General features: G+C 70.9%; 24 protein-coding genes, 3 tRNA genes and 1 pseudogene. 12 read left to right on the top strand and 16 right to left on the bottom strand.

All coding sequences use genetic code 11. From position 1 onward, the window contains the following. Window positions 1-774: 774 nt before the first annotated feature. A complete protein-coding gene (locus JIAGA_RS0123420; RefSeq protein ID WP_157553448.1) occupies window positions 775-1029 on the bottom strand; it encodes a hypothetical protein in 255 nt (84 codons plus the stop codon). 81 nt (window positions 1030-1110) lie between these two features. Between JIAGA_RS0123420 and JIAGA_RS0123415 the strand changes: the two genes are divergently transcribed. Then, entirely contained in the window at window positions 1111-1386 is a 276-nt protein-coding gene (locus tag JIAGA_RS0123415) for a GntR family transcriptional regulator (protein ID WP_026877533.1), read from the top strand. On the opposite strand, the gene JIAGA_RS0123410 is transcribed toward JIAGA_RS0123415, so the two are convergent. From JIAGA_RS0123410 to JIAGA_RS31915, 4 genes are all read right to left on the bottom strand, one after another. Next, window positions 1316-2473, bottom strand: a complete 1158-nt coding sequence (locus JIAGA_RS0123410) for an MFS transporter (protein ID WP_281172759.1) — start codon at window positions 2471-2473, stop codon at window positions 1316-1318. The genes JIAGA_RS0123415 and JIAGA_RS0123410 overlap by 71 nt on opposite strands. An 83-nt stretch (window positions 2474-2556) precedes the next feature. Further along, window positions 2557-3483: an EamA family transporter RarD gene (gene rarD, locus JIAGA_RS0123405; protein WP_026877531.1), complete on the bottom strand. Its 927-nt coding sequence runs from the start codon at window positions 3481-3483 to the stop codon at window positions 2557-2559. Window positions 3484-3611: 128 nt separating this feature from the next. Then, complete coding sequence (locus tag JIAGA_RS0123400; RefSeq protein ID WP_211239812.1) at window positions 3612-4670, bottom strand: 2-oxoacid:ferredoxin oxidoreductase subunit beta; 1059 nt, start codon at window positions 4668-4670, stop codon at window positions 3612-3614. Next, window positions 4667-6592: a 2-oxoacid:acceptor oxidoreductase subunit alpha gene (locus tag JIAGA_RS31915; RefSeq protein WP_084470004.1), complete on the bottom strand. Its 1926-nt coding sequence runs from the start codon at window positions 6590-6592 to the stop codon at window positions 4667-4669. Before JIAGA_RS31915 ends, JIAGA_RS0123400 begins: the two co-directional genes overlap by 4 nt. A 189-nt stretch (window positions 6593-6781) precedes the next feature. Between JIAGA_RS31915 and JIAGA_RS0123390 the strand changes: the two genes are divergently transcribed. Continuing rightward, complete coding sequence (locus JIAGA_RS0123390) at window positions 6782-7621, top strand: M48 family metalloprotease (RefSeq protein WP_026877529.1); 840 nt, start codon at window positions 6782-6784, stop codon at window positions 7619-7621. An 11-nt stretch (window positions 7622-7632) separates the two neighbouring features. Here the strand turns inward: JIAGA_RS0123390 and JIAGA_RS0123385 are convergent, their stop codons facing one another. After that, a complete protein-coding gene (locus tag JIAGA_RS0123385; protein WP_026877528.1) occupies window positions 7633-8127 on the bottom strand; it encodes a YajQ family cyclic di-GMP-binding protein in 495 nt (164 codons plus the stop codon). A gap of 130 nt (window positions 8128-8257) precedes the next feature. Here JIAGA_RS0123385 and JIAGA_RS0123380 point away from each other — a divergent pair. Next, a tRNA-Tyr gene (locus JIAGA_RS0123380) sits at window positions 8258-8339 on the top strand. A gap of 107 nt (window positions 8340-8446) precedes the next feature. Here JIAGA_RS0123380 and JIAGA_RS0123375 read toward each other — a convergent pair. Beyond that, window positions 8447-10573, bottom strand: a complete 2127-nt coding sequence (locus JIAGA_RS0123375) for an alpha/beta hydrolase (RefSeq protein ID WP_051426435.1) — start codon at window positions 10571-10573, stop codon at window positions 8447-8449. Window positions 10574-10833: 260 nt separating this feature from the next. Here JIAGA_RS0123375 and JIAGA_RS0123370 point away from each other — a divergent pair. The 6 genes from JIAGA_RS0123370 (at window position 10834) to JIAGA_RS0123345 (ending at window position 13377) form a co-directional block, all read left to right on the top strand. After that, a tRNA-Thr gene (locus JIAGA_RS0123370) sits at window positions 10834-10906 on the top strand. Window positions 10907-10947: 41 nt separating this feature from the next. After that, window positions 10948-11021, top strand: a tRNA-Met gene (locus JIAGA_RS0123365). 143 nt (window positions 11022-11164) lie between these two features. Continuing rightward, window positions 11165-11296, top strand: a complete 132-nt coding sequence (rpmG, locus tag JIAGA_RS35835) for a 50S ribosomal protein L33 (protein ID WP_221441588.1) — start codon at window positions 11165-11167, stop codon at window positions 11294-11296. A gap of 94 nt (window positions 11297-11390) precedes the next feature. Beyond that, window positions 11391-11846, top strand: coding sequence for a MaoC family dehydratase N-terminal domain-containing protein (locus tag JIAGA_RS0123355; RefSeq protein ID WP_026877525.1), 456 nt, complete (start codon window positions 11391-11393; stop codon window positions 11844-11846). Between the two features lie 17 nt (window positions 11847-11863). Then, window positions 11864-12295 carry a MaoC/PaaZ C-terminal domain-containing protein gene (locus tag JIAGA_RS36030; RefSeq protein ID WP_026877524.1) on the top strand — a complete coding sequence of 144 codons (432 nt, stop codon included), beginning with the start codon at window positions 11864-11866 and terminating at the stop codon, window positions 12293-12295. A 14-nt stretch (window positions 12296-12309) separates the two neighbouring features. Further along, window positions 12310-13377: a UDP-N-acetylmuramate dehydrogenase gene (locus JIAGA_RS0123345; RefSeq protein WP_026877523.1), complete on the top strand. Its 1068-nt coding sequence runs from the start codon at window positions 12310-12312 to the stop codon at window positions 13375-13377. A 26-nt stretch (window positions 13378-13403) separates the two neighbouring features. Here JIAGA_RS0123345 and JIAGA_RS0123340 read toward each other — a convergent pair whose 3' ends face one another. After that, window positions 13404-14027 (bottom strand): TetR/AcrR family transcriptional regulator, encoded by a 624-nt coding sequence (locus JIAGA_RS0123340; protein WP_035812897.1) that lies wholly within the window; start codon window positions 14025-14027, stop codon window positions 13404-13406. A 53-nt stretch (window positions 14028-14080) separates the two neighbouring features. Between JIAGA_RS0123340 and JIAGA_RS34795 the strand changes: the two genes are divergently transcribed. Next, entirely contained in the window at window positions 14081-14827 is a 747-nt protein-coding gene (locus JIAGA_RS34795; protein ID WP_026877521.1) for a hypothetical protein, read from the top strand. On the opposite strand, the pseudogene JIAGA_RS36425 reads toward JIAGA_RS34795, so the two are convergent. From JIAGA_RS36425 to JIAGA_RS0123320, 3 genes and pseudogenes are all read right to left on the bottom strand, one after another. Beyond that, window positions 14823-14917 (bottom strand): annotated as a pseudogene (locus tag JIAGA_RS36425) (winged helix-turn-helix transcriptional regulator); the annotation flags it as partial. The gene JIAGA_RS34795 and the pseudogene JIAGA_RS36425 overlap by 5 nt on opposite strands. 119 nt (window positions 14918-15036) lie before the next feature. Further along, complete coding sequence (locus tag JIAGA_RS0123325; protein ID WP_051426434.1) at window positions 15037-15489, bottom strand: nitroreductase family deazaflavin-dependent oxidoreductase; 453 nt, start codon at window positions 15487-15489, stop codon at window positions 15037-15039. Next, window positions 15486-16238: an SDR family oxidoreductase gene (locus JIAGA_RS0123320; RefSeq protein ID WP_026877519.1), complete on the bottom strand. Its 753-nt coding sequence runs from the start codon at window positions 16236-16238 to the stop codon at window positions 15486-15488. Before JIAGA_RS0123320 ends, JIAGA_RS0123325 begins: the two co-directional genes overlap by 4 nt. Window positions 16239-16326: 88 nt before the next feature. On the opposite strand from JIAGA_RS0123320, the gene JIAGA_RS0123315 reads away from it, so the two are divergent. Both JIAGA_RS0123315 and JIAGA_RS31910 read left to right on the top strand, forming a co-directional pair. After that, window positions 16327-16758: a winged helix-turn-helix transcriptional regulator gene (locus JIAGA_RS0123315; RefSeq protein ID WP_026877518.1), complete on the top strand. Its 432-nt coding sequence runs from the start codon at window positions 16327-16329 to the stop codon at window positions 16756-16758. Between the two features lie 296 nt (window positions 16759-17054). Further along, window positions 17055-17885 (top strand): PIG-L deacetylase family protein, encoded by an 831-nt coding sequence (locus JIAGA_RS31910; RefSeq protein ID WP_051426433.1) that lies wholly within the window; start codon window positions 17055-17057, stop codon window positions 17883-17885. Window positions 17886-17959: 74 nt separating this feature from the next. Here the strand turns inward: JIAGA_RS31910 and JIAGA_RS0123305 are convergent, their stop codons facing one another. The 5 genes from JIAGA_RS0123305 to JIAGA_RS31905 form a co-directional block, all read right to left on the bottom strand. After that, window positions 17960-19039, bottom strand: coding sequence for an adenosine deaminase (locus tag JIAGA_RS0123305; RefSeq protein ID WP_211239809.1), 1080 nt, complete (start codon window positions 19037-19039; stop codon window positions 17960-17962). A gap of 10 nt (window positions 19040-19049) precedes the next feature. Then, window positions 19050-20279 carry a pyridoxal phosphate-dependent aminotransferase gene (locus JIAGA_RS0123300; RefSeq protein WP_425402772.1) on the bottom strand — a complete coding sequence of 410 codons (1230 nt, stop codon included), beginning with the start codon at window positions 20277-20279 and terminating at the stop codon, window positions 19050-19052. A 120-nt stretch (window positions 20280-20399) separates the two neighbouring features. Beyond that, complete coding sequence (locus JIAGA_RS0123295) at window positions 20400-21032, bottom strand: hypothetical protein (RefSeq protein ID WP_026877515.1); 633 nt, start codon at window positions 21030-21032, stop codon at window positions 20400-20402. A 100-nt stretch (window positions 21033-21132) separates the two neighbouring features. Then, window positions 21133-21624, bottom strand: a complete 492-nt coding sequence (locus tag JIAGA_RS0123290) for a hypothetical protein (RefSeq protein WP_026877514.1) — start codon at window positions 21622-21624, stop codon at window positions 21133-21135. A 70-nt stretch (window positions 21625-21694) separates the two neighbouring features. Continuing rightward, entirely contained in the window at window positions 21695-22063 is a 369-nt protein-coding gene (locus tag JIAGA_RS31905; RefSeq protein ID WP_051426432.1) for a hypothetical protein, read from the bottom strand. Window positions 22064-22157 lie beyond the last annotated feature (94 nt).

The following is a 22157-nucleotide window of genomic DNA, read 5'->3' as shown; positions in this document are numbered from 1 at the left end:
GCCGCGGCGGTAAGGCGCGTGCAGGAGTCCGCGGCCACCCGGTCGCCCGGTCCCGGCCGATCATCCGCCCCCGCCCCGTGAGTCGTCGCCGGAGGGTCACATAGCGGGCCTGCGGGTCACGTCACTCGCCTCGGGGCCGTACCGGACAGCGACAACGCCAGAGTCCGACCGCGTGGCGAGTGACGTGACCCGAAAGGGTGCGCAGTAGGCGGGCGGGCGCGGCCATCTGCCTCAGCCGCCACCCGGGGACGACGACGTTACGGTCGCTGCACGTGCAGCGAGCCAGGCCGGTGGCACCCACGGATGCGCCGGAAGAGCCGGAAATGATCACGTTCGGCATGGGTCGTCCCGCTTCCCACGCATGCACGCCTGCCGCGGCGGGAGAACGCCCGGAGGTGCAGCCAGCCTGATCGGCGCCCCGCTGTCCGGCGGCAGGCACCGCGCCGCTCGGATCCGCTCGGGCGCCGACCTCGATTTGCGCGCAGCGACGTCGATAGCCGCTGCCGTGCCTATCGGGCTGATCCCGTCCCGCTCCGCGGATCGCGGTATCGAGGCCGTGGCGCGCTATCGAGGTCCAGCTGGCCGGTGGCTCTCAGCGCCAGTGCCTCCGTGGTGTCCCGCGTGGGCTGGGTGCGGCAGGTTGGCCGAATCACACCAGGCGTTCTCCTTCCTCGGCAGGCAAGGATTCCTGGTGAAGCGAACACGCCCATGCCGGACGTGATCATTTCCGGGCCGCGGGATGGAGTCTTGGCCCAGCTGAGACCGGCGCGCAGCTCAGGCGGCGAGGTCGTGCAGCGGGCGGTGCTCGACGCGGCAGGTGTAGCCGCCGGTCGCGGGCATCCAGGCGCCGAGCCGCTGGAAGCCGAGCTGCCGCAGAATGATGTCCCAGCTGCGGGTGCCGGTGGTGCCGTAGGGAAGCGGCCGGTTCGCCATGGTCCTCCCATCGCTGTTGGTGACGACGATCTCGTCCAGGAGCTGTCCCGGCGGCCGGCTCCACACCAGCCAGCCCGTGAGGTGATCCTCGTGCATCCGCATACTTTAAGTGGCACTGCATTGCTTTGCATAGCTCAGTGTCTTTGTGCAGGTCAGTAGAGCTCCTATGTTGTGTCCATGAGCGACGTTCCCGAGTTCAAGCCAGCGGGGCACCAGCTGCTGTACGTCGCCGTCGCCGATCACATCATCGCCCGCATCGACGCCGGCGAGCTGCAGCCCGGTGCGCGGCTGCCGCCGGAGCGCGAGCTGGCCGGCGAGTACGGCGTCGCCTACCTGACCGTGCGGCGCGCCATGGTGGAGCTGCGCGCCCAGGGACGCATCCTCACCGTCCACGGGAAGGGCACGTTCGTCGCACCCGACGCCGGGCCCGACACGCCCGTGTCGTCAGCTTGACGACGTGCGGCGCGTCGGCAGCACCACGGCGGCTACGGCGCAGGCCACCAGCAGAAGGCCGGCGCCCACCGCCGCGGCGAGTTGCAAGGCACTGGTGAACGCGTGCTCGACCGCGTCGAGCAGGAGCGTTCCGGTCTCGCCTGGCGTATCGTGCGCCACCTCGACGCCACCCCCGACGGTCTCGGCGGCCGCGTCGAACGCGCCGGGGCAGCCCCTCTGGTGCGCCGGCCTCCAACCGGCTGCGGTAGGCAGCCATGGCGACGGTCCCTATGACGGCGATGCCACCGGCGAGGCCGGACTCCGCACCGCTCTCGGCGACACTGGAGGCGGTGCCGGCCCGCTCCGGCGGGGCGGCGGACACAATCAGCTCCGTGGTGAGAGCCAGGGTAGGAGTGACGCCCACATAGAGCGCGGTGAAGCTCGCCAAGGTCCAGGCGAGTGCTCCCCATGGCGCGGCGACGGCCAGCGAGGCCGCGCCCGCGGCGGCGATCAACAGGCCGCCGGCGATGACGCGGGCAGCGCCGAACCGCCGCGCCAGCCGCGGCGCAAGTAGCGCCCCGGCGATCCCGAGGACGACGGACGGGACGGTCGCGAGGCCGGCCGCCAGGGGCGACAGCCCGGCGACCGACTGGAGGTGCTGGATCACCAGGAACGGACACCCGGCCGTCGCGGCCACCGCCAGCAGCTGTACGCCCAGTGCACTGCTGAACGCGGGCAGCCGGAAGAGTCGCAGGTCGATCAGCGGATCCGCAGTGCCCCGCTGGCGCCGGGCAACCGCGGCGCCGGCCACCACGCCGGCGGCGCACCAGGCGAGGGGCCCGGCACCGACGCCAGCAGCCGCGGTCTTCACCCCGTACACCAGTAGCAGTGCGGTCGCCGTCAGCAGGGCAGCGCTCAGGAGATCCAGCCGTCCGGGGAGGCGCGCCGAACTCTCGGGAAGTAGCGCCCGGCCGACGAGCAGGAGCGCCGCCATGACCGGGACGCCGATCAGGAAGACGGCTCCCCACCATAGGAACTCGAGCACCAGCCCGCCGACGAGCGGACCGATCGCCTCGCCGGCGGTGAAGGCGGTCATCCAGGCCGCGATGGCGCCGGTGCATCGACGAGCTCACGACGTCGAAGGATCTCCTGTCGGCCATCATCGACGCAGAGCCGGTCGCGGCGCCGGCCCTAGCTCCCTGAGGCCACCCGCGCGGCGGCCGCGGCCTCCATCCGGGCCTCTCGCAGCCGGGAGTTGCGCCGGTGCAGGGCTTCCACGGTGAGTATGGCCAGAGCCAGCCAGATCAGTGCGAAACCGACCCAGCGCACCGGCGGTACCGTCTCGCCGTAGACGAGGACGCCGAGCAGGAACTGCAGGGTGGGCGTGAGGTACTGCAGGGTGCCGAGCGTCGTCAGCGGGATCCGCACCGCGGCCGCGCCGAACAGCAGCAACGGCGTGGCCGTCACGATCCCACAGCCGATCAGCAGCAGGCTGTCGCCCCAGCCGGCGTCGACGAACGCCGCCGATCCGTCGGCCTGGAGGACGAGCAGGTAGGCCAGCGCCGGCAGGAACAGCACGGCGGTCTCGACGCCGAGGCTCGCGACGGCGTCGACGTCGGCCTTCTTCTTCACCAGACCGTACGTGGCGAACGAGAACGCCAGCGCCAGCGCGATCCACGGCAGCCGCCCGTAGTCGACGGTCAGGATGACGACGGCGACGGCGGCCAGGCCCATCGCCAGCCACTGCAGACGGCGCAGCCGTTCGCCGAACACGAGGACCCCGAGCAGCACCGTCACCAGCGGGTTGATGAAGTATCCGAGGGAGGTCTCGACGATCTGGTCGCTGTTGACCGCCCAGATGTACACGCCCCAGTTGACGCAGATGAGCGCGGCCGCCAGGGCGAGTAGCCCGTAAGCGCGGCGGCCGAGGGTGCGCAGGCGGCGGAGGTTGCGGCCGATCAGGAGCAGCGCGAGCACGATGAACAGTGACCAGACGATCCGGTGGGCCAGGATCTGGGCCGCGCCGACGTGGTCGAGCAGCTTGATGTAGAGCGGGAAGAGCCCCCAGATGGCGTAGGCACCGAAGCCGTACGCGACGCCGGACCGGGATGGGTTCACCCGAGCATGCTACGACCGCCCCAGCATCCAACCGATATTTCGCTCATGACGCGAGATGGCGAGACCGTCCCAACACCACCGACGGCCGGCGACGCCATCGCGTCGCCGGCCGTCCGGATGCGGATGGGTCAGCTGACCGTCCAGGTGTCCTTGCCGCGCAGCAGCGCCTGCAGGTCGCCCTCACCCTGAGCGGTGACGGCCTCGTCGAGCTGCTGGTTCATGAGGTCGCCGTACGCCGGCCGCTGCACCTGGCGGAAGATGCCGATGGGGCTGCGCGCCAGTGTGCCGGGGTCAGCCAGCCGGGACAGCGCGAACGCCTGCGTCGGGTCGTCGGCCGTCGCGTCGTGGACGACGAGGCCCGGGTCGTCGCCGCCGCACACCTCCAGCGCGCCGGTGGCCGGATTGCGCCGCACGCCGTGCTGGCCCTCGGCGCCGAACCGGACCGGCTCGCCGTGCTCCAGGCGGATCAGTACCTCGTCGCGGCTGTCGCGGTTCTTGAGGATCTCGAACGCGCCGTCGTTGAAGATGTTGCAGTTCTGGTAGATCTCCACCAGCGACGTGCCGCGGTGCGCGGCGGCCGCGCTCAGCACCGACGTCAGATGCTTGCGGTCGGAGTCGATGGTGCGCGCCACGAACGTGGCCTCGGCGCCCAGCGCCAGCGAGACCGGGTTGAACGGTGCCTCCAGCGACCCCATCGGGGTGGACTTGGTGACCTTGCCCTGCTCGCTGGTGGGGGAGTACTGGCCCTTCGTCAACCCGTAAATGCGGTTGTTGAACAGCAGGATCGTCAGGTTGACGTTGCGGCGCAGCGCGTGGATCAGGTGGTTGCCGCCGATGGACAGCGCATCGCCGTCACCGGTGATGACCCACACGGACAGGTCGGGGCGGGCCGCGGCCAAGCCGGTGGCGATGGTCGGCGCCCGGCCGTGGATCGAGTGCATCCCGTAGGTGTTCATGTAGTACGGGAAGCGCGAGGAGCAGCCGATGCCGGAGACGAACACGATGTTCTCGCGGGCCAGCCCGAGGTCGGGCAGGAAGCCCTGCACGGCCGCCAGCACGGCGTAGTCGCCGCAGCCGGGGCACCAGCGGACCTCCTGGTCGCTGGTGAAGTCCTTCTTCGTCTGCGGTGCATCGGCGGTGGGTACCCCGGCCAGGCCGGGCAGTCCCAGTTCGACGGGCGCGCTCACAGCGACCCCACCTCCTCAACGATCACTTCGGCCAGTTCCTCGGCCTTGAACGGCAGCCCGCGTACGCGGTTGTACCCGACGACGTCGACGAGGTACTTGCCGCGCAGCAGCAGGGCCAGCTGGCCGAGGTTCATCTCCGGCACGAGGACGCGGTCGTAGGACCGCAGGACGTCGCCGGTGTTGGCGGGCATGGGGTTCAGGTGACGCAGGTGCGCCTGGGCGACGTTGTTGCCGGCCTTGCGGGCGCGTCGTACCGCCGCCCCGATGGGGCCGTAGGTGGACCCCCAGCCCAGCACGAGCATCCTGGCCTCGCCGCTGGGGTCCCCGACCTCGAGGTCGGGGACGCCGGCGATGCCATCGATCTTCGCCTGGCGCAGCCGCACCATGCGGTCGTGGTTGTTGGGGTCATACGAGATGGTGCCCGGGCCGTCGAGCTTCTCGATGCCGCCGATGCGGTGCTCCAGCCCTGGCGTGCCCGGGACGGCCCACGGCCTGGCCAGCGTCTCGGGGTCGCGCAGGTACGGCCAGAAGGCACGCTCGCCCTCGCCGTCGTAGTTGAGCTCGTGCGCGAAGTCCGGGTCGATGGTCGGCAGCGTGTCGACGTCCGGGACGGACCACGGCTCCGACCCGTTGGCGAGATAACCGTCGGACAGCAGGAACACCGGGGTCCGGTAGGTGACGGCGATACGGGCGGCCTCGATGGCCGCGTCGAAGCAGTCCACGGGGGAGGACGCGGCGACGACCGGAACCGGCGACTCACCGTTGCGCCCGTACAGCACCTGCAGCAGATCGGCCTGCTCGGTCTTGGTGGGCAGGCCGGTCGACGGGCCGCCCCGCTGCACGTCGACGATGATCAGCGGCAGCTCCAGTGACACCGCCAGGCCCACTGTCTCGCCCTTCAGCGCGACACCGGGACCGGAGGTGGTGGTCACACCCAGGGCGCCGCCGAACGACGCGCCGAGCGCGGCACCGATGGCTGCGACCTCGTCCTCGGCCTGGAACGTGCGCACGCCGAAACGCTTGTGCTTGGACAGCTCGTGCAGGATGTCCGAGGCGGGCGTGATCGGGTAGGAGCCCAGGAACACCGGCAGGCCGGACTGCCGGCCCGCGGCGATCAGCCCGTACGCGAGCGCCAAGTTGCCGGTGATGTTGCGGTAGGTGCCCGCCGGCATGGCGGCCGGCTTCACCTCGTAGGAGACGGCGAACTCCTCTGTGGTCTCGCCGTAGTTCCAGCCGGCCTTGAGCGCGGCGATGTTCGCGTCGCGGATGGTCTCGCGGCTGGCGAACTTCTCCTGCAGGAACCGCACGGTGCCGTCGATGGAGCGTCCGTACATCCAGGACAGCAGCCCCAGGGCGAACATGTTCTTCGACCGGGAAGCGTCCTTGCGGGACAGCTCGAACGGCGCCAGCGCCTCCATGGTGATGCCGGACAGGTCGAGCGCGTGCACCTTGTAGGCGCTGAGGGTGTTGTCGTCGAGAGGGTTGGAGTCCCAGCCGACCTTCTTCAGCGCGCGTGCCGTGAAGTCGCCGGTGTCGACGATGATGGTGGCGCCCTTGGGAACGTCGGGCAGGTTGGCCTTCAGGGCGGCCGGGTTCATCGCCACCAGCACGTCCGGCGCGTCGCCCGGCGTGAGGATGTCGTAGTTGGCGAAATGCAGCTGGAAGCTGGAAACGCCCGGTAGTGTCCCCGCTGGTGCCCGGATCTCGGCCGGGAAGTTGGGCAACGTCGAGAGATCGTTGCCGAACGAGGCGGTCTCGGCGGTGAACCTGTCGCCGGTCAGCTGCATACCGTCACCGGAGTCACCAGCGAAACGGATCACCACACGGTCGAGTTCGCGTACGTGCTTCACCGTCACCGTGTGTCGACGCCTCCTTTGATTCCCCGCGACGGGTGTGTCTCCTCGTCGATCCCGACCATCCATGCTACGGCGACTTTCGCGAAGTCCCGTCTCGCCGTCCGAAGCGTGAGAGATCTCTCGTCGCCGGCGAGCGGTGGGGCTCTCCACCACGGGTCCGGCGGCCCGGGCGGAACCTCGCCGGTCCGCGGTGCGTTCACCGTGGTGACCAAGAGGGCTGCCGTTGTGGGCGCGGCGGACGCCCGAGAGGTGGACGTGCATCTCAATCGTGTGAAGGCTGCTGCGCTGCTGGTGGCGTTGTCGGCTGTGGGGCTCCTGGTCGGGTCGTGGTTCGGCCCGGCCGGGCTCGCCGTCGCGGCCGTCGCCGTCCTGGCATTCGACGGCTATGTCTACCTGCGGGCCGACGCCATCGCGCTGCGGGCCATGCGCGCCTACCCGGTCAGCGAGGCCGAACAGCCCACGCTCTACCGCATCGTGCGTGAACTGACCGCGCCGGCCAGGGTGCCCATGCCGCGGATCTACGTCAGCCCCACCCGCGCCGTCAACGCGTTCGCCACCGGCCGCGGCCCCGCGCACGCCGCCGTCTGCTGCACCGAGGGGATCCTCGCACTACTGGACGAGCGGGAGCTGCGCGGTGTCATCGGGCACGAACTGGCCCACATCCGCCGCCGCGACACCGTCGTCTCCACTCTGGCCGGAGCGGCCGCCAGCGTGGTCATGGTCGCGGCCGGGCTGCGCCTGTTCGGTGGCGCGGACGCCCGGCTCGGCCCGGTGGGGCGGGCACTCCTCGTCGTGCTCGGGCCGGTGGCCGCGGCCATCGTCCGGCTCACCGTCAGCCCCGGCCGCGAATACGACGCCGACGCCGAAGCCGCCCGCATCACCGGCGACCCCCTGGGCCTGGCCGGTGCGCTGCGCAAGCTGGACACCAGCACTCGCACCCTGGTCCTGCCGCCCGAACGCGACATCGTGGCCACCAGCCACCTCATGATCGCCAGCCCGCTGCAGCAGACCGGCATCGCCCGTCTCTTCGCGACCCACCCGCCCATGTCTGAGCGGGTCGCCCGGCTGGAGCAGCGAGCCGGCTACCGCCGCTGACGCCCAGCCGTTCAGCGGTAGTTCACGAACTGCACCGCGAAGTCGAAGTCCTGCTCGCGCAGCATCGACATGACCGCCTGGAGGTCGTCCTTCTTCTTCGACGACACGCGCACCTCGTCGCCCTGCACCTGGGTGCGCACACCCTTCGGCGCGTCGTCGCGGATCGCCTTGGTGATCTTCTTCACCTGGTCCTGGTCGAGGCCGTCCTGCAGCGTGGCGGTGATCTTGTAGACGGTGCCGGAGCTGCGTGGGTCGCCGGCGTCCAGCGCCTTCAACGAGACCTTGCGCTTGATCAGCTTGTCCTTGAAGACATCCAGGACGGCGTTGACGCGGTCCTCGGCGGAGGCCTCCATCTCGATGGCCAGCTCGCCGAGCCAGCGGATGGAAGCGCCGGTGCCCCGGAAATCGAAACGCTGGGAGATCTCCTTGACCGTCTGGTTCAGGGCGTTGTCCACCTCCTGCCGGTCGACCTTGCTCACCACGTCGAACGAGGACTCGCTTGCCACGATCGCTCCCTTCGGGTCTGCCCTGACGCGCACCGCGATGCCGGACGACTCGTGGTCGTCGCGCCGATTGTCCGACGCCGGCCGCGCTCATGTATCCTCTCACCGGTCCGGGTCGTAGGCTCGGAACCGCGGCAGGTTGCCCGAGCGGCCAAAGGGAGCTGACTGTAAATCAGCCGGCACAGCCTACGCAGGTTCGAATCCTGCACCTGCCACCCGATGCGATGCATCGAGGCACTCGAAGAGGGCTGAACTCACGTGTGGGTTCAGCCCTCTCGCCGTTCCCGGGCGCAACCCGCGGCCGAGGTTGCGCCCGGTGCCGTCACCCCCGGGCGAGCCCGATGTCGTCGATCAGCACCGGGCCCGCGGCGTTCTCGGCCGTGAACGTGACAGCCCGGACGTCCGTGGCGTCGAATTCCGGCTCGGTGCTGAAGCTCGCAAGCGGCACGCGGTATGTCTGGGGCACCGCCCTGTCGACGGGGTTGCTGTGCATCCATCGGCTCTTCAGGTACTGCGCCTCGACCGTGCCGGTCAGCTCGACGACCTGATCGGCGGGGAGCACGGCCGTGCGGCCGGCGGCGTCCGTCAGCCGCACCGTCAGCTCAGCCGCGGCAGCCTCGTCCGAGGCCCTGACGACGGCGTCGAACACCAGCGCCGTCGCCGGTGTGGTGTCGGTGCCGGGGTCCAGATCCACGGTGCGGCTCGGTTCGCCGGCACTCAGTTCCCACGACGGCGCCGTGTTCTCGCCGGGCGCCGGGGCGGGGACCAGGTCCGTCTCGGAATCGGCGAACTGGTTGACGTACGTCCCGCCGGGAAGCCAGCCGGCTGCGGCGCGGGGATCCCGGAGCAGGTCGGCGTACGTGTCGTCGCTCATCAGGGACGTGCGCAGGAACGACGTCGCGTACACCTGGGCGATGCGCCGCTGGTCCGCCGCCGGGATCAGTGCGTCCGTGTCGAGGAAGAGCTTGGGGAACCCGTTGCCCACGTCATGGCTTCCCCACCGGGTGTTGAAGTGGCCGTGGTTCGCGCCTCCGATGAACAGGGCGGCCTTGATCCGCCGCCCGCCGCCGGTGAACGACACGCGGTCGTACTGGTCGAGTCCGCCGAAGCCGGTCACGTCCGCGTCGTGGGAGCCCTGGAGTACGAGGTAGTCGACGTCGTCGAGCCGGATCGGCTCGCCGTCGGGAAGGTACTGGCCATCGGTCGGTGCGAGGGCCAGCAGCGACCGGATGCCGAAGCCGTAGTCGAACGGGACCGATGCGTTCCCGGGGAGATGTTCCAGGTCGTTCAGGTGGGCCGCGACTGCGATCGCCTCACTGCCCCGAGAGTGGCCGATCAGGCTGATTCGCTCGGTGTCCACGGTCCCGGTGAACGGGTTGCCGGCCGTCGCGTTCCACTCCTCCCACACCCGCAGGTGTTCCAGCACCAGCCAGCCACGGGCTGCGTTCACGCCCGTGAGCCCGCCCGCACGGTCGATGACGCCGGTGTTGAAGAAGTTCTGGTCGATGGCGGCGACGATGAACCCGTGGCTGGCCAGCAGCTCGCCCAGGTATCCCAGCCCCGCCTCGGAGGACGCGGCGCTGCTCTTGTTGCCGTGCACCATCAGGACCAGCGGAAACGGGCCGGCCCCGGCGGGGCGCCACACCATGCCGTTGAGCGGGAGGCTGGACGCGTCGAAGCCCCAGAGTGAGCGCCGGCGGTCGTCCCAGCCCCCGACGAGGCGAGACGCGTCCACCGTCGGCGTCCGCACGTCGACCGACGGGCCGTACGAGGCCCGAGCGTCGTCGCCGCTGCCGTAGACGAGCGTCTCGACGGCGAACGGGCCCGGTGCCGCCGGGTCCGGTCCGGCGACGGTCGCGGCGCCGGCGGTCTCGTCGTCGACGCCCGGGCGGTCCTGGCCCGCCGTGAGCAGCCAGGCGAGCGGAACGAGCAGGACCGCAACGGCCGCGCCGAGCGCCCACACCCGCCGGTCTCGTGGTGCCGATCGCCATGCCGGTCGCCGCGCGAGCAGGCATCCCAAGGCGCCACCGAAGGCGGAACCGCCGATGACGATGACGGCGACGGCTGCGTACCAACCCCGCTGGCTCGCCCCGGCACCGAGTGTCCCCAGCACGACCAGGCACGCCGCCAGCGACCACACGTAGAGCCACGGGAGCGCGCGTACCCGTCCCAGGGTGACGAACGCGACTCCGGTGACGGCGCCGCCGGCGACGAAGGCCACCACGACGTCCATCGCGAGCTGCCACGCGATGATCGTTCCCGTGCCGGGGAGGTACTGGTCCCAGGTGCTCCAGCCGAGCATCGCCGCGGTGACGAGCGACAGGAACAGCGCCGCGGTTCGCCAGCCGGGCCGGGGCCGGGACGACACCTTGCCCAGGCGGTCGCGCAGGCGCCTCGCGCGCGATGGCTGTGGTGTGATCGTCATGTGGTCGGGGGTCTGCGTGCTCACCCGCTTGACCGTAGCCGAGACGATCGGTCAACCGAGTGTCAACGATCGCGTGTCGCGGGACGTCGCACAGCTTGACCTGGGGGTTCGCCGGAGCCCATCGCGACGGTCCTGCCGGCTGCACGGCGTGCTGCGCATGACGGCGGGGCGGCGGGGCGGATGCGTTACGGCCGCGGTGCTGAGCCGGGTCACGGCGCCGAGCGCGCTGCCTGCCGGGCGATTTCGCGCTACGGCCCGAGGTTGTGTACTCTCATCTGGCGCACGCCCCAATAGCTCAGTCGGCAGAGCGTCTCCATGGTAAGGAGAAGGTCTACGGTTCGATTCCGTATTGGGGCTCTGGTGAGGGTGCGCCGTCTCGCGCGGCGCCGACTCCCTTTGGCGGGGTAGCTCAGGTGGTTAGAGCAAACGGCTCATAATCGTTGTGTCGCGGGTTCGAGTCCCGCCCCCGCTACCGCGCCGGCCGGGCGGTCCACGTCGCCGATTCGGTACGACATGGCCTGGTCGGTTACCCTTGCAAGGTTCTTACGATCCAAGACGTCATCGAAAGAGGCACCCGTGGCCGCCAAGAGCGCTGACATTCGCCCGAAGATCACCATGGCCTGCACGGAGTGCAAGGAGCGCAACTACATCACCAAGAAGAACCGGCGGAACGACCCCGACCGGCTCGACTTGAAGAAGTTCTGCCCGCGCTGCCGCACGCACACCGTCCACCGCGAGACCCGCTGAGTCTCGCCGGAGCGGTCGCCGCATCGCGCTCACGACGGTCCCACTGCTTGGGTCGCCCGTCGGTGTCGTCCAGCGGTGGCGGTAACGTCAGCGCATGCCCATTGATCCTTCGGTCGTCGGACGGGTCTACCCAGCCCAGCTCTACGAAGTGAGCAGGGAGAAGATCCGTGAGTTCGCCGAGGCGATCGGCGACACCAACCCCGTGTACGTCGACACCGAGGCTGCCCGCGAGTACGGGCACCAGGACGTCGTCGCGCCACCCACGTTCGCCATGATCCCGGTCATGGACGGTGTCGACATCCTCATGGACGACCTCGGCATCGAGTTCGCCCGCGTCGTCCACGTCGACCAGCGCTTCACCTACGCCCAGCCGCTGCGGGTCGGCACCCGGCTGGAAACGACCACGCGGCTCGACGGCGTCCGCTCGGTCGCCGGGAACGACCTGCTCAAGATCCTCTCCGAGGTGCGCGACGCGGAAGGTGCCGGCATCTGTGTCTCGTTGGCAACGCTGCTGGTACGCCCGGAGGATTCCGGTGAGGGGGACGCGTGACTGAGCGGGTGACCGAGATGCTCGCCGTGGGCGAGGTCGTCGCCGACCACACGTACTGGATCACGCGCGAGCACCTGGTCCGGTACGCGGGAGCGTCCGGCGACTTCAACCCCATCCACTGGAACGAGCGCGTCGCCACCTCCGTCGGGCTGCCCGGCGTGATCGCGCACGGCATGCTCACCATGGGCCTGGCGGCCCGGCTGCTCACCGACTGGCTGGGCGACCCCGCCGCCGTCATCGAGTACGGCGTCCGCTTCGCCCGCCCGGTCGTGGTCCCCGACGACGACACCGGCGTGGCCGTCCGGGTGGCCGCGTCCGTCACCGAGGTGCGCGACGACGGCGTCGTCGCCCTCGAGATCACCGTCCGCGTCGACGACCAGAAGGTCCTGACACAGGCCCGCGCGCTGTGCCGGCCGCCGGCAGCCCCGTCCGCGCCGCCGGCGTCCTGACCCTGGAGCAGGCCATGCGCGAGACCTTCGACGTCCCCCTCGCCGCCTTGACGACGCTCCGTCTGGGCGGCCCCGCCAAGCGGGTCGTCGAGGCGACCACCGAGGACGAGCTGGTGGCCGCGGTCCGTGACGCGGACGAGCGCGGCGAGCCGGTACTGCTGGTCGGCGGCGGCTCGAACCTGGTGGTCGCCGACTCCGGCTTCGACGGCACGGTGGTCCGGGTCGCCACCCGGGGGGTCGAGGCCGACACCTCCGCGTCCTGCGACTCCGGTGCGCTGGCCGCGTGCGGGGGCATCCTGGTGTCCGCAGCGGCCGGCGAGTCGTGGGACGACCTCGTCGCGTACGCCGTCGATCAGGAGTGGTCGGGCATCGAGGCCCTCTCGGGCATCCCCGGCCTGGTCGGCGCCACTCCCATGCAGAACGTCGGCGCCTACGGTCAGGAGGTGGCGCAGACGATCTGGCAGGTCCGCACCTACGACCGCCAGGACCGCCGCATCCGCACCTTCGCCAACGCCGACTGCCGCTTCGCCTACCGTGACAGCCGCTTCAAGGGCTCGGACCGGTACGTGATCCTGTCCGTCAGCTACCAACTGCGCGAGGGCGATCTGGGCGCACCCGTCGCCTACCCCGAACTGGCCCGCCGGCTCGACGTGGCGGTGGGCGAGCGAGCGCGGCTGGCCGACGTCCGCCCCGCGGTGCTGGCGCTGCGGGCCGGCAAGGGCATGGTGCTCGACGCCGACGACCACGACACGTGGAGTGCCGGCTCGTTCTTCACCAACCCGCTCCTCGACGACGCCCAGGTGGCCGCGCTGCCCGCCGCGGCGCCGCGGTTCCCGGCCGCGGGCGGGCGGGTCAAGACCAGCGCCGCATGGCTGATCCAGCACGCCGGCTTCGACCGCGGCTACGCCGGGCGGTTCGACGACGTCTCGCTGTCCACCAAGCACACCCTGGCCCTGACGAATCGCGGCGACGGGACGACGACGGAGCTGCTGGAGCTCGCCCGCGAGGTCCGCGACGGCGTCCGCGCGACGTTCGGGGTCACGTTGGTGCCCGAGCCGACCCTCGTCGGCTGCGCGTTGTAGAACCTCCGGCTCACGAGCGCCCCTGATCAGGCCAGCAGCTCGCGGGCCAGTGCCTGAGTCCACCATGTCTCGACCCGGTCCGGGGTCCAGCCTCGTTCGTCGGTGAGCGTGACGTACACGTCGATGGTGCACAGGGCGGCGTAGATGTCGATCGCGGTGGGGACGTCCAGGCCGACGCGCAACGTCCCGGCCGGCCAGCCCGAGAACACCTGCCGCCGGGCGTCGTCGGCTCGTCGCCGGCCGTCGCGGTAGGCCGTGGCCAGCTCCGGCTCGGTGCGGCCGGCCTCCCGGACGAGCTGGATGACGTCGCCGGCCCGCTCGTACAGCCGGCGGTCATAGCCGGCCATCACGGCGAGTTGACGCCGGGGGTCGTCGTCGGCGGCCTCCAGGTCGTCGAGGTACCGCGCCGTCTCGGCGGCCAGGTCGGCGGCGTCGGCGAGCGCCAGCGTCAGCCCGGCCTTGTTGCCGTAGGCGGAGTACACCGTGGGCACCGAGACTCCCGCCTCGCGGGCGACGTCCCGCACCGTCGTCGACGCCCAGCCCTGGGTCACGAACAGTTCGCGGGCGGCGCGGGCGATCTCCTTGCGCGTCTGCTGAGCCTGCACGGTGCGGCGCAGCGAGTCATACCGGCGTCGTCCTGTCTCCGTCATAATCTTCCGTCCGCTATATTGATTATATGGAGCGTAAAACCAAATTGGGTTCCGTGCCCTTCGCACGGCTGGCCGGTCTGGCCGCCATCGGCTTCGGCGCCATCATCTTCCTCGCCAACGCCACCATCCTGGTGCCCGCGGGCATGCCGTCGCCCGGGTCCCCGGTCGACGAGGTCGTCGAATTCTTCGCCGCCGAGGGTGGCGCGGTCGAGTTCGGTTCGGTGTTCACGCCGGCGGCCTGGGTGCTGGCCACCGTCTTCGGGGCGGGCGCAGGCGCGGTCCTGTGGCGCGGTGAGCGCTCGCGCAGCGAGGCATGGTCGCTGGTCGGATTCGCGGGCGTGATTCTGCAGAACTGCACGATGGTCGGGGTGATCGCGCTGCGGCTCACCCTGGCCGAGGTCGCCGGGGACGACCCGGACGCCGTCCCGTTGCTCTGGGCCTTCCACGACGGCGTGTTCACCCTCAACAGCACGTTCCTCGCCGTCGCCCTGGCCGGACTGTCGATCGGTGGCCTGCGCGGCGGGCTGATCCGGCCGTGGCAGACCGCGTTGGGACTGGTGGCGGCCGCCTTGCTGTTCGCTTCGGCCAGTCTCACGCCGCTGGTGATGGAGCACGGCGGCGGGTTCGGTCTGCTCGGCCTGGCCGGCTGGCTGCTGTGGGTGGTGTGGCTCGTCGCCTACGGCGTTTCGCTCATCCGGCTGCCCGCGCGCGGGCTCGCGCCGCGTCGATCTCCGGCTGGTGCCGAACGGCCCAGTCCGCCAGCGACAGCGGCGTCAGGAGGCTCCGCCCGAGCGGAGTGAGCTGGTACTCCACGCCCGGCGGAAGTGTGGGCAGGACGGTCCGGGACGCCAGGCCGTCGTGTTCCAGCGCCGCAGCGCCCGGGTGAGCATCTGCTGGCTGATGCCGTCGATGGCACGGTGCAACTCGTTGTAACGGCGGGTCCGTCACCGAGACGCTGCTGCACTCCACCGGCAGAGAGGAACGGGGAGTGCAGCAGCGCCCGGGGCCGTCATGACGCTGTTCGCTCCAGCACCACGACCGGTATCTCGCGCCGGCTCTCGGCCGCGTAGGAGTGGAAGACGGGGGCGAGCGTCGTCATGAGCCGCCACAGCCGGGTCCGTTCCTCCCCGCTCGCCGTGCGTGCCGTCGCGGCGAACCGCTCGCCCTTGATCTGCACCTCGACCTCGGGGTTCGCGGCCAGGTTGAGGTACCACGACGGATGGGTGTCTGTGATGGCCGAACCGGAGGCGACCAGCACGTACCGGTCGCCGTCGGTGCCGTAGAAGAGGCCGGTGCGGTAGCGCCGCCCGCTGCGGCGGCCGGTGACCGTGAGGACGAGGTTGGGCACCCCACCTTCCAGGTAACCGTCCCGGCCGTCGGTGGCGAGGTATCGGTGCACGTGATCGGCGACGGAGCGGTCCGGGCTGTCGATGACGTCGCTCGCGCCGTTCGTGCCGGTCATGCGGCGATTCCCTGCGCGAAGCCGCCGTCGACCGGCAGTTCGACCCCGGTGGTGAACGTCGCCTCGAAGGCGAGGAACAGCGCGGCGGCCGCGACCTCCTCGACCGTGCCGTGGCGGCGCAGCGGCGTCATCTCGTCACCCTGCTTCTCGAACGCCGCCCGGTCCTCGGCCGACATCCCGGCCACGCCCATCGTCGGCGTCTTGATGAAGCCCGGTGCCACCGAGTTCACCCGGATCCGGCGGGGGAGGAACTCGGCCGCCAGCACCTGGGCGAACGCACGCAGCGCCTCCTTCGAGCCCGAGTAGGCGCTCATGCCCGGGAACACCCGGTCGTTGGCCACCGTCGTGAACACGAACGCGCCACCGTCGACGACGAGGGGCGCGAGCCGCTTCACGGTGAAGAACGAGCCCTTCGCGTTGATGTCGAAGTGCCGGTCATAGGACGCCTCGGTCACCTCCTCCAGCGGCTCCAGCTCGGCGATGCCGTGGTTGACGAAGACCGCGTCCAGCCGGCCGAGCCGCTGCTCGACGACGTCGCCGAGCCGGTCGATGTCATCGAGGTTTGCCGCGTCGGAGCGGACTACCTGCGCCGCCGGCCCCAACGCGGTGCGGGCCTGCTCGATGGTCGACTCGTTACGGCCGGTCACCACCACCTCCCCGCCGCCGTCCACCAGCGCGCGAGCGATGGCCAGACCCATGCCGTGGGTGCCGCCGGTGATGACGGCCTTCGTGGTGTCGAACCTGTTCATGTGGTTCCTTCTCTCCCATTTCTGGTTATCAGGGATGCCGTCAGTTCCGTCTTGTAACTAACAGCATCATCGGGCACTATTGACGACCATGGAAGAAGGCACTTCGAAGTCACCCGGTCACTCCGCGCATACCGACGACTGCCAGTTGTGGGACCCGCGCGAGGACTGCGACGTCCGGCAGATCCTCGACCGCATCGCGGACAAGTGGTCGCTGCTGGTCGTCGCGCTGCTGGACGGCCGGAGCCTGCGCTTCACCGAACTGCGGCGCAAGATCGACGGCATCAGCCAGCGGATGCTCACGGTGACGCTGCGCCAACTGGAGCGCGACGGCCTGGTCCGGCGCACCGTGCACCCCGTCGTGCCGCCCCGCGTCGACTACGAGCTCACGCCGCTGGGCACCACCCTGTACGGCACCATCGAAGCGCTCGTCACCTGGACCGAGGAGCACCAGGCCGAGATCGCCGCTGCCCGAGACGACTACGACCGCCGCGCCGCCGAGGCCCAACTGACCGACGCCTGACCCCGTCCCGGGCCTTGCCCCGCCCAGCCCGAAATGATCACGTTCACCATGGGTCCTCCCGCACCACCAGGAATGCTTGCCGTGTGCGGGAGAAGTCCTGAGCGAGCCTCGCGGAAACGGGTGCACAAGGCCGTGCCCATGTGGCAGACTCTCCGCTCGTGATCGAGATGCCGAACCGTGTGGCCGTCCTGGCCGCCGTCGGCATGCCCTGCTGTTGTTGTCGTCGCTGATCCGTCCTCGACTTCTCCGACGACCACCCCGGGGCCGTCATGGCCCATGGCTGACAGCAGGCAGCGATGTTCTCGAACTCCTCGCCCCTGAGTGGGCGCACCGTCCTCGTCCTCCACGCGCACCCCGACGACGAAGCCATCTTCACCGGCGTGACGATGCGACGCCTCGCGGACGCCGGCGCCCGGGTCGTCCTCGTGACCGCCACCCTGGGTGAACTCGGCGAGGTGTACGTCCCGCTCGCGCCCGGCGAGACGATGGCGCAGCGGCGCGTGGCCGAACTGGAGCAGGCAGCCGGCCTGCTCGGCGCGCAGCGGCTGGTGCTTCTCGGCCAGCGTGACTCCGGCCTGCCCGGCGCCGCCGACAACGTCCACCCCGACGCGCTCGCCGCCGCCGACCCGGACCGTGTCGCCCGCCGGATCGCCGCGCTGATCGAGGAGGAGGGCGCCGAGGCGATCGTGCACGACGACGACCGCGGCATCTACGGCCATCCGGACCACGTGGCTGCGCACCGGATCGGTGCCGCGGCCGCCCGCCTGACGGGTATCGCCGGCTATCAGTCCACCGTCGACCGCGACCACCTGCAGGCCGCGACACACTTGGTGCAGGCGGCGGCGCGTGCCACCGGCATGGAGTACGGGATCCCCGGCGACGACGTCACGCTGCGGCTCGCCGCCACGCCGGCCGAGCTGGAGGTCAAGCGGGCTGCCATCGCCGCGCACGCCAGCCAGGTCTCGCCGGCGGCGATCCCAGTGGCCGACTTCGACCGGGCCTACGGCTCCGAGTGGTTCGTGCGGGACGGCGTCCCCGGCATCCTCGACGAGCTCGGCGATGTCACGACGACGGCGTCGACGACGTCCGCAGCTCCGGTCGCCGCGGCGGTTCCGGCACCGGTGTGATCCGCCCGGAGGACTCTTCGCGCTTCACGAGGCAAGCATTCCTGGTGAAGCGGGAACACCCATGGGCAACGTGATCATTTCGGGTGCGCGGGCGGGACCGGATCGGAGGCAAGCCAGGCGTCGACGGCGTCGAGGAGGCGCCGGCGAACGTCCGACGGGGCGGCTGAGCCCTCGATCGAGCCGCGCGCCAGCCCGGCCAGCTCGGTGTCGTCGAAACCGTGGACGTGCCGGGCGGTCTCGTATTGCTCGAGCAGTCGCGAGCCGAACAGCAGGGGGTCGTCGGCGCCCAGGGCGACCCGAGCACCGGCGGCGCGGATCGTCCGTAGTGGGACGTCCGCGGCGGTGGGATAGACGCCGAGGCTGACGTTCGAGGCCGGGCAGACCTCCAGCGTGACACCGGCCGCGGCGACGCGCTCCAGCAGCGCTGGGTCCTCCGCCGACCGGATGCCGTGCCCGAGCCGATTCGCGCCGAGGTCGTCCAGGCAGGCCCGGGCGCTGTCGGGGCCGCGTAGCTCCCCGCCGTGCGGCACGGACAGCAGATCGGCCCGGTTGGCGATCGCGAACGCCGGCGCGAACTCGGCGATCACGCCGCGGCGCTCGTCGTTGGAGAGCCCGAACCCGACGACGCCCCGGCCGGCGTACTGAGCGGCCAGGCGGGCGAGGGTGCGGGCATCGAGCGGATGCCGGGTGCGGTTGGCCGCGATGACGATCGCCATCCCGACGCCCGTCGACGTGGACGCCTGCCGGGCGGCGTCGAGGACCAGGTCGGTGAACGCGGTGATGCCGCCGAACCTGCTGCCGTAGCCGGACGGGTCGACCTGGATCTCCAGCCAGCCGGAACCCTCGGCGGCCTCATCCTGTGCGGCTTCCAGCAGCAGCCGGCGCACGTCGGCCTCCGTCTGCAGCACCGAGCGGGCGAGGTCGTAGAGCCGCTGAAAGCGGAACCAGCCCTTCTCGTCGGCCGCGGACAGCACCGGCGGCCAGTCCTCACGCAACGCGTCCGGCAACCGCACCCCGTGCTCGTCCGCGAGGTCGAGCAGCGTCGAGTGGCGCATCGACCCGGTGAAGTGCAGGTGCAGGTGCGCCTTCGGCAGCGCGCGCAGGTCGCGGCCGGCCCGCTGGCGGGCCTGGGGTGCGGTCTCGGACAGCGTCACCGCGGTGGGCTCAGCCGAGCAGCCGCTGGATGCGCCCGACGCCCTCGGCGAGGTCGTCGTCCCCGAGTGCGTAGGACAGGCGCAGGTACCCGCTCGGCCCGAACGCCTCGCCCGGCACCACCGCGACCTCGGCTTCGTCGAGGATGATCTCGGCGAGCTCGGCACTGGTGGTGGGCGTGCGCCCGGCGATGGTGCGGCCGAGCACTCCCTTCACCGACGGGTAGGCGTAGAAGGCGCCTTCCGGCTCCGGGCAGTAGACGCCGTCGATCTCGTTCAGCATCGAGACGATGGTGCGCCGGCGGCGGTCGAATGCATCGCGCATCGTCGCGACCGCGGCGAGGTCGCCGGAGACGGCGGCCAGAGCGGCCCGCTGCGACACGTTGGCGACGTTGGACGTCGCGTGCGACTGCAGGTTCGCCGCGGCCTTGACGACGTCCTTGGGGCCGATCATCCAGCCGACGCGCCAGCCGGTCATGGCGTAGGTCTTGGCCACGCCGTTGACGACGACGCAGGTGTCGGCCAGCTCCGGGACGGCTGTGACGATGGACGAGAACGTCGCGTCGCCGTAGACGAGGTGCTCGTAGATCTCGTCCGTGAGGACCCAGATGCCGTGCTCGTAGGCCCACCGGCCGATCTCGCGGACGGCTTCGGGCGAGTACACCGCACCGGTCGGGTTGGAGGGCGACACGAACAGCAGCACCTTGGTGCGCTCCGTGCGGGCGGCCTCCAACTGCTCGACCGTGACGCGGTAGCCGGTGGTCTCGTCGGCGAGCACCTCGACCGGGACCCCACCGGCCAGGGAGATGGACTCCGGATAGGTGGTCCAGTACGGCGCGGGCAGCAGAACCTCGTCGCCGGGGTCGAGCATGGTGGCGAACGCCTGGTAGACGGCCTGCTTGCCGCCGTTGGTGACGAGGACCTGGGCGGGCTCGACCTGGTAGCCGGAGTCGCGCGCGGTCTTGACGGCGATGGCCTCCCGCAGCTCGGGCAGGCCGCCGGCCGGGGTGTAGCGGTGGTTCTTCGGGTCGCGGCAGGCCGCGACCGCCGCCTCGACGATGTAGTCGGGCGTCGGGAAGTCCGGCTCACCGGCGCCGAAGCCGATGACCGGGCGGCCGGCCGCCTTCAGCGCCTTCGCCTTGGCGTCCACCGCGAGCGTTGCGGACTCCGTGATGGAGCCGATGCGGGTGGAGACACGACGGCTGGCGGCGCCGGCGGGCGCGGGCGAGATCATGCCGTCCATCCTGGCATCACCGTCCCGCCCCGCGCCAAGGGGTTCCTCAATCCGGACCGTAGATGACGACGGCCACGACCTCGGCCGGAACTGCGCCGAGGTCGTGGCCGAGGCTGCGGCCGGACGGGGTCAGCGACGTGAGCCGCTGACCGCCGCGTAGTACTGGCTGGATTCCGGCCGGTACAGCAGATAGAGGATGTACGCCGCCAGCGCGATCTGCAGCACGTTGACGATCAGGTTGAGGCCGCCGCCACCGCTCAGCGAGAACAGCGTGAACAGGATGTTCAGGCCACCGAGGATGGTCGCGACGACTCGGGCCCAGGACTTGCCGGCCTTGTTCGCCGCCGCCATCCACAGCCACAGACCGATACCGATCAGCCCGACGACCACACCGATGCCGATGGTGAGGTTGACCGCGGCGTCGACCTCGTCCGCGGAGAGGCCGGTGTCGCTGTCCTCCACCGCGTCACGGATGGCACCGCGGCTGAGGAACGTGAACAGAAGCAACAGAGCCGACAGCGCCGCGCCGACGTACATGAGCTTGGCCGCGGTGAGGATGGGCTGCGGCGGCTCAGGGCGGACACCCGCGGTCGGGTCGCCCCAGCCGCCGGCTGCGGGGCCGCTCCAGGCGGGAGGCTGGCTCGGCGGCTGGCCGGCCGGAGCCCAGGGCGGCGTCTGCGACGGACCCTGGTCGCCCGGCTGGGCGTACGGATTCTTCTCCTCGCCCGGGTCGGACCCCGGGGGAGGCGTGGTGCCGCTCATAGTCGAGTCTCCATTGTGTCGACAGGTGCTTTCCTGGCTCAGCACCCTATCCGGGGGTGCGTACCTGCGACGATGGTTGCGCCAGGATGTTGGCGCGTTGTTATCGCAAGTTCGCCCCGGACACGCCGCCGGCGAACCAGCGGCTGGAGTCGGGCCGCCACAGCAGCCAGAGCACGACGGCGGCGACTGCGGCCATCAGGACGCTGACGACGGTGGCGAGGTTCAGCGGCACCTGGAACAGTGCCACGACCGTCGTGACCACGTAGAACGCGCCGAACAACGTCCCGGCGACGCGGAACCAACGGCGGCCGCGCCGGCATCCCCACGCCACCAGCAGCCACATCCCGGCCGTGACGAAGGCGAACACCACGTAGCCGGCCAGCTGACTGTCACCGGACATGCTCCCTGGCGCGGCGACGGTGTCGCGGAACGTGTCGGGGTCGACGGCGCGCATCAGCCCCAGCAGCGCGGACAGGGTCGCGCCGACGTACATGAGCCGGGTCGCGATCACGATGTCGTCCGGCGGCGACTCCGCGGCGCCCGGCGAGCCGTCGTCGTCGCCCGATGCCGCGCCGTCCGCCGTCGCGCTCATGACCGGTCTCCGTCTCCGCCCGCCCTGATCTACGACGACCCTAGGCAGTCGCGCCGGTGAGCGCCAGCGATCAGGGCCGGGCCCAGGCCGCGATGGCGGCGGCCACGGCGTCCGGGCTCGAGCTCTCGGTGTCGAACCGGGTGGTGATCGCGGCGCGGCAGTCGACGGCATCGGCGACCGCTTCCTCGATGCGGGCCTCCGCCGTCCAGCCACGCGCCCGAAGGCGGCGGCGTAGTTCGGCGTCGGAGCAGTCGAGCATGGCCCAGGGTGCCGGAAGCCGCAGCTCGGCGGGCTGCAGCGGACAGCAGAAGACGGCGTCGTGCCCGGCGCGCAGCGAGAACGTGAGGACCCGCTCCCAGAGCCGGTTGTGGGCAGGCCAGTACGGAGCTCCGTCGGGGGAGGCGATGGGCACGCCGAGGAACCGTCCGTCATCGAGCATGCGATGATCGCGATGTAAACTCGATGCGTACGGCTTTCCGGCCGTCTCGGCAGCGAGTTCGACCCGGACGGGCAGGACCCCGTACACTCTCTTC

It is taken from the genome of Jiangella gansuensis DSM 44835, from assembly GCF_000515395.1.
Lineage (GTDB): Bacteria > Actinomycetota > Actinomycetes > Jiangellales > Jiangellaceae > Jiangella > Jiangella gansuensis.
Note: the sequence above shows the minus strand (reverse complement) of the source record. Positions and strands in the feature narration are given on the sequence as shown.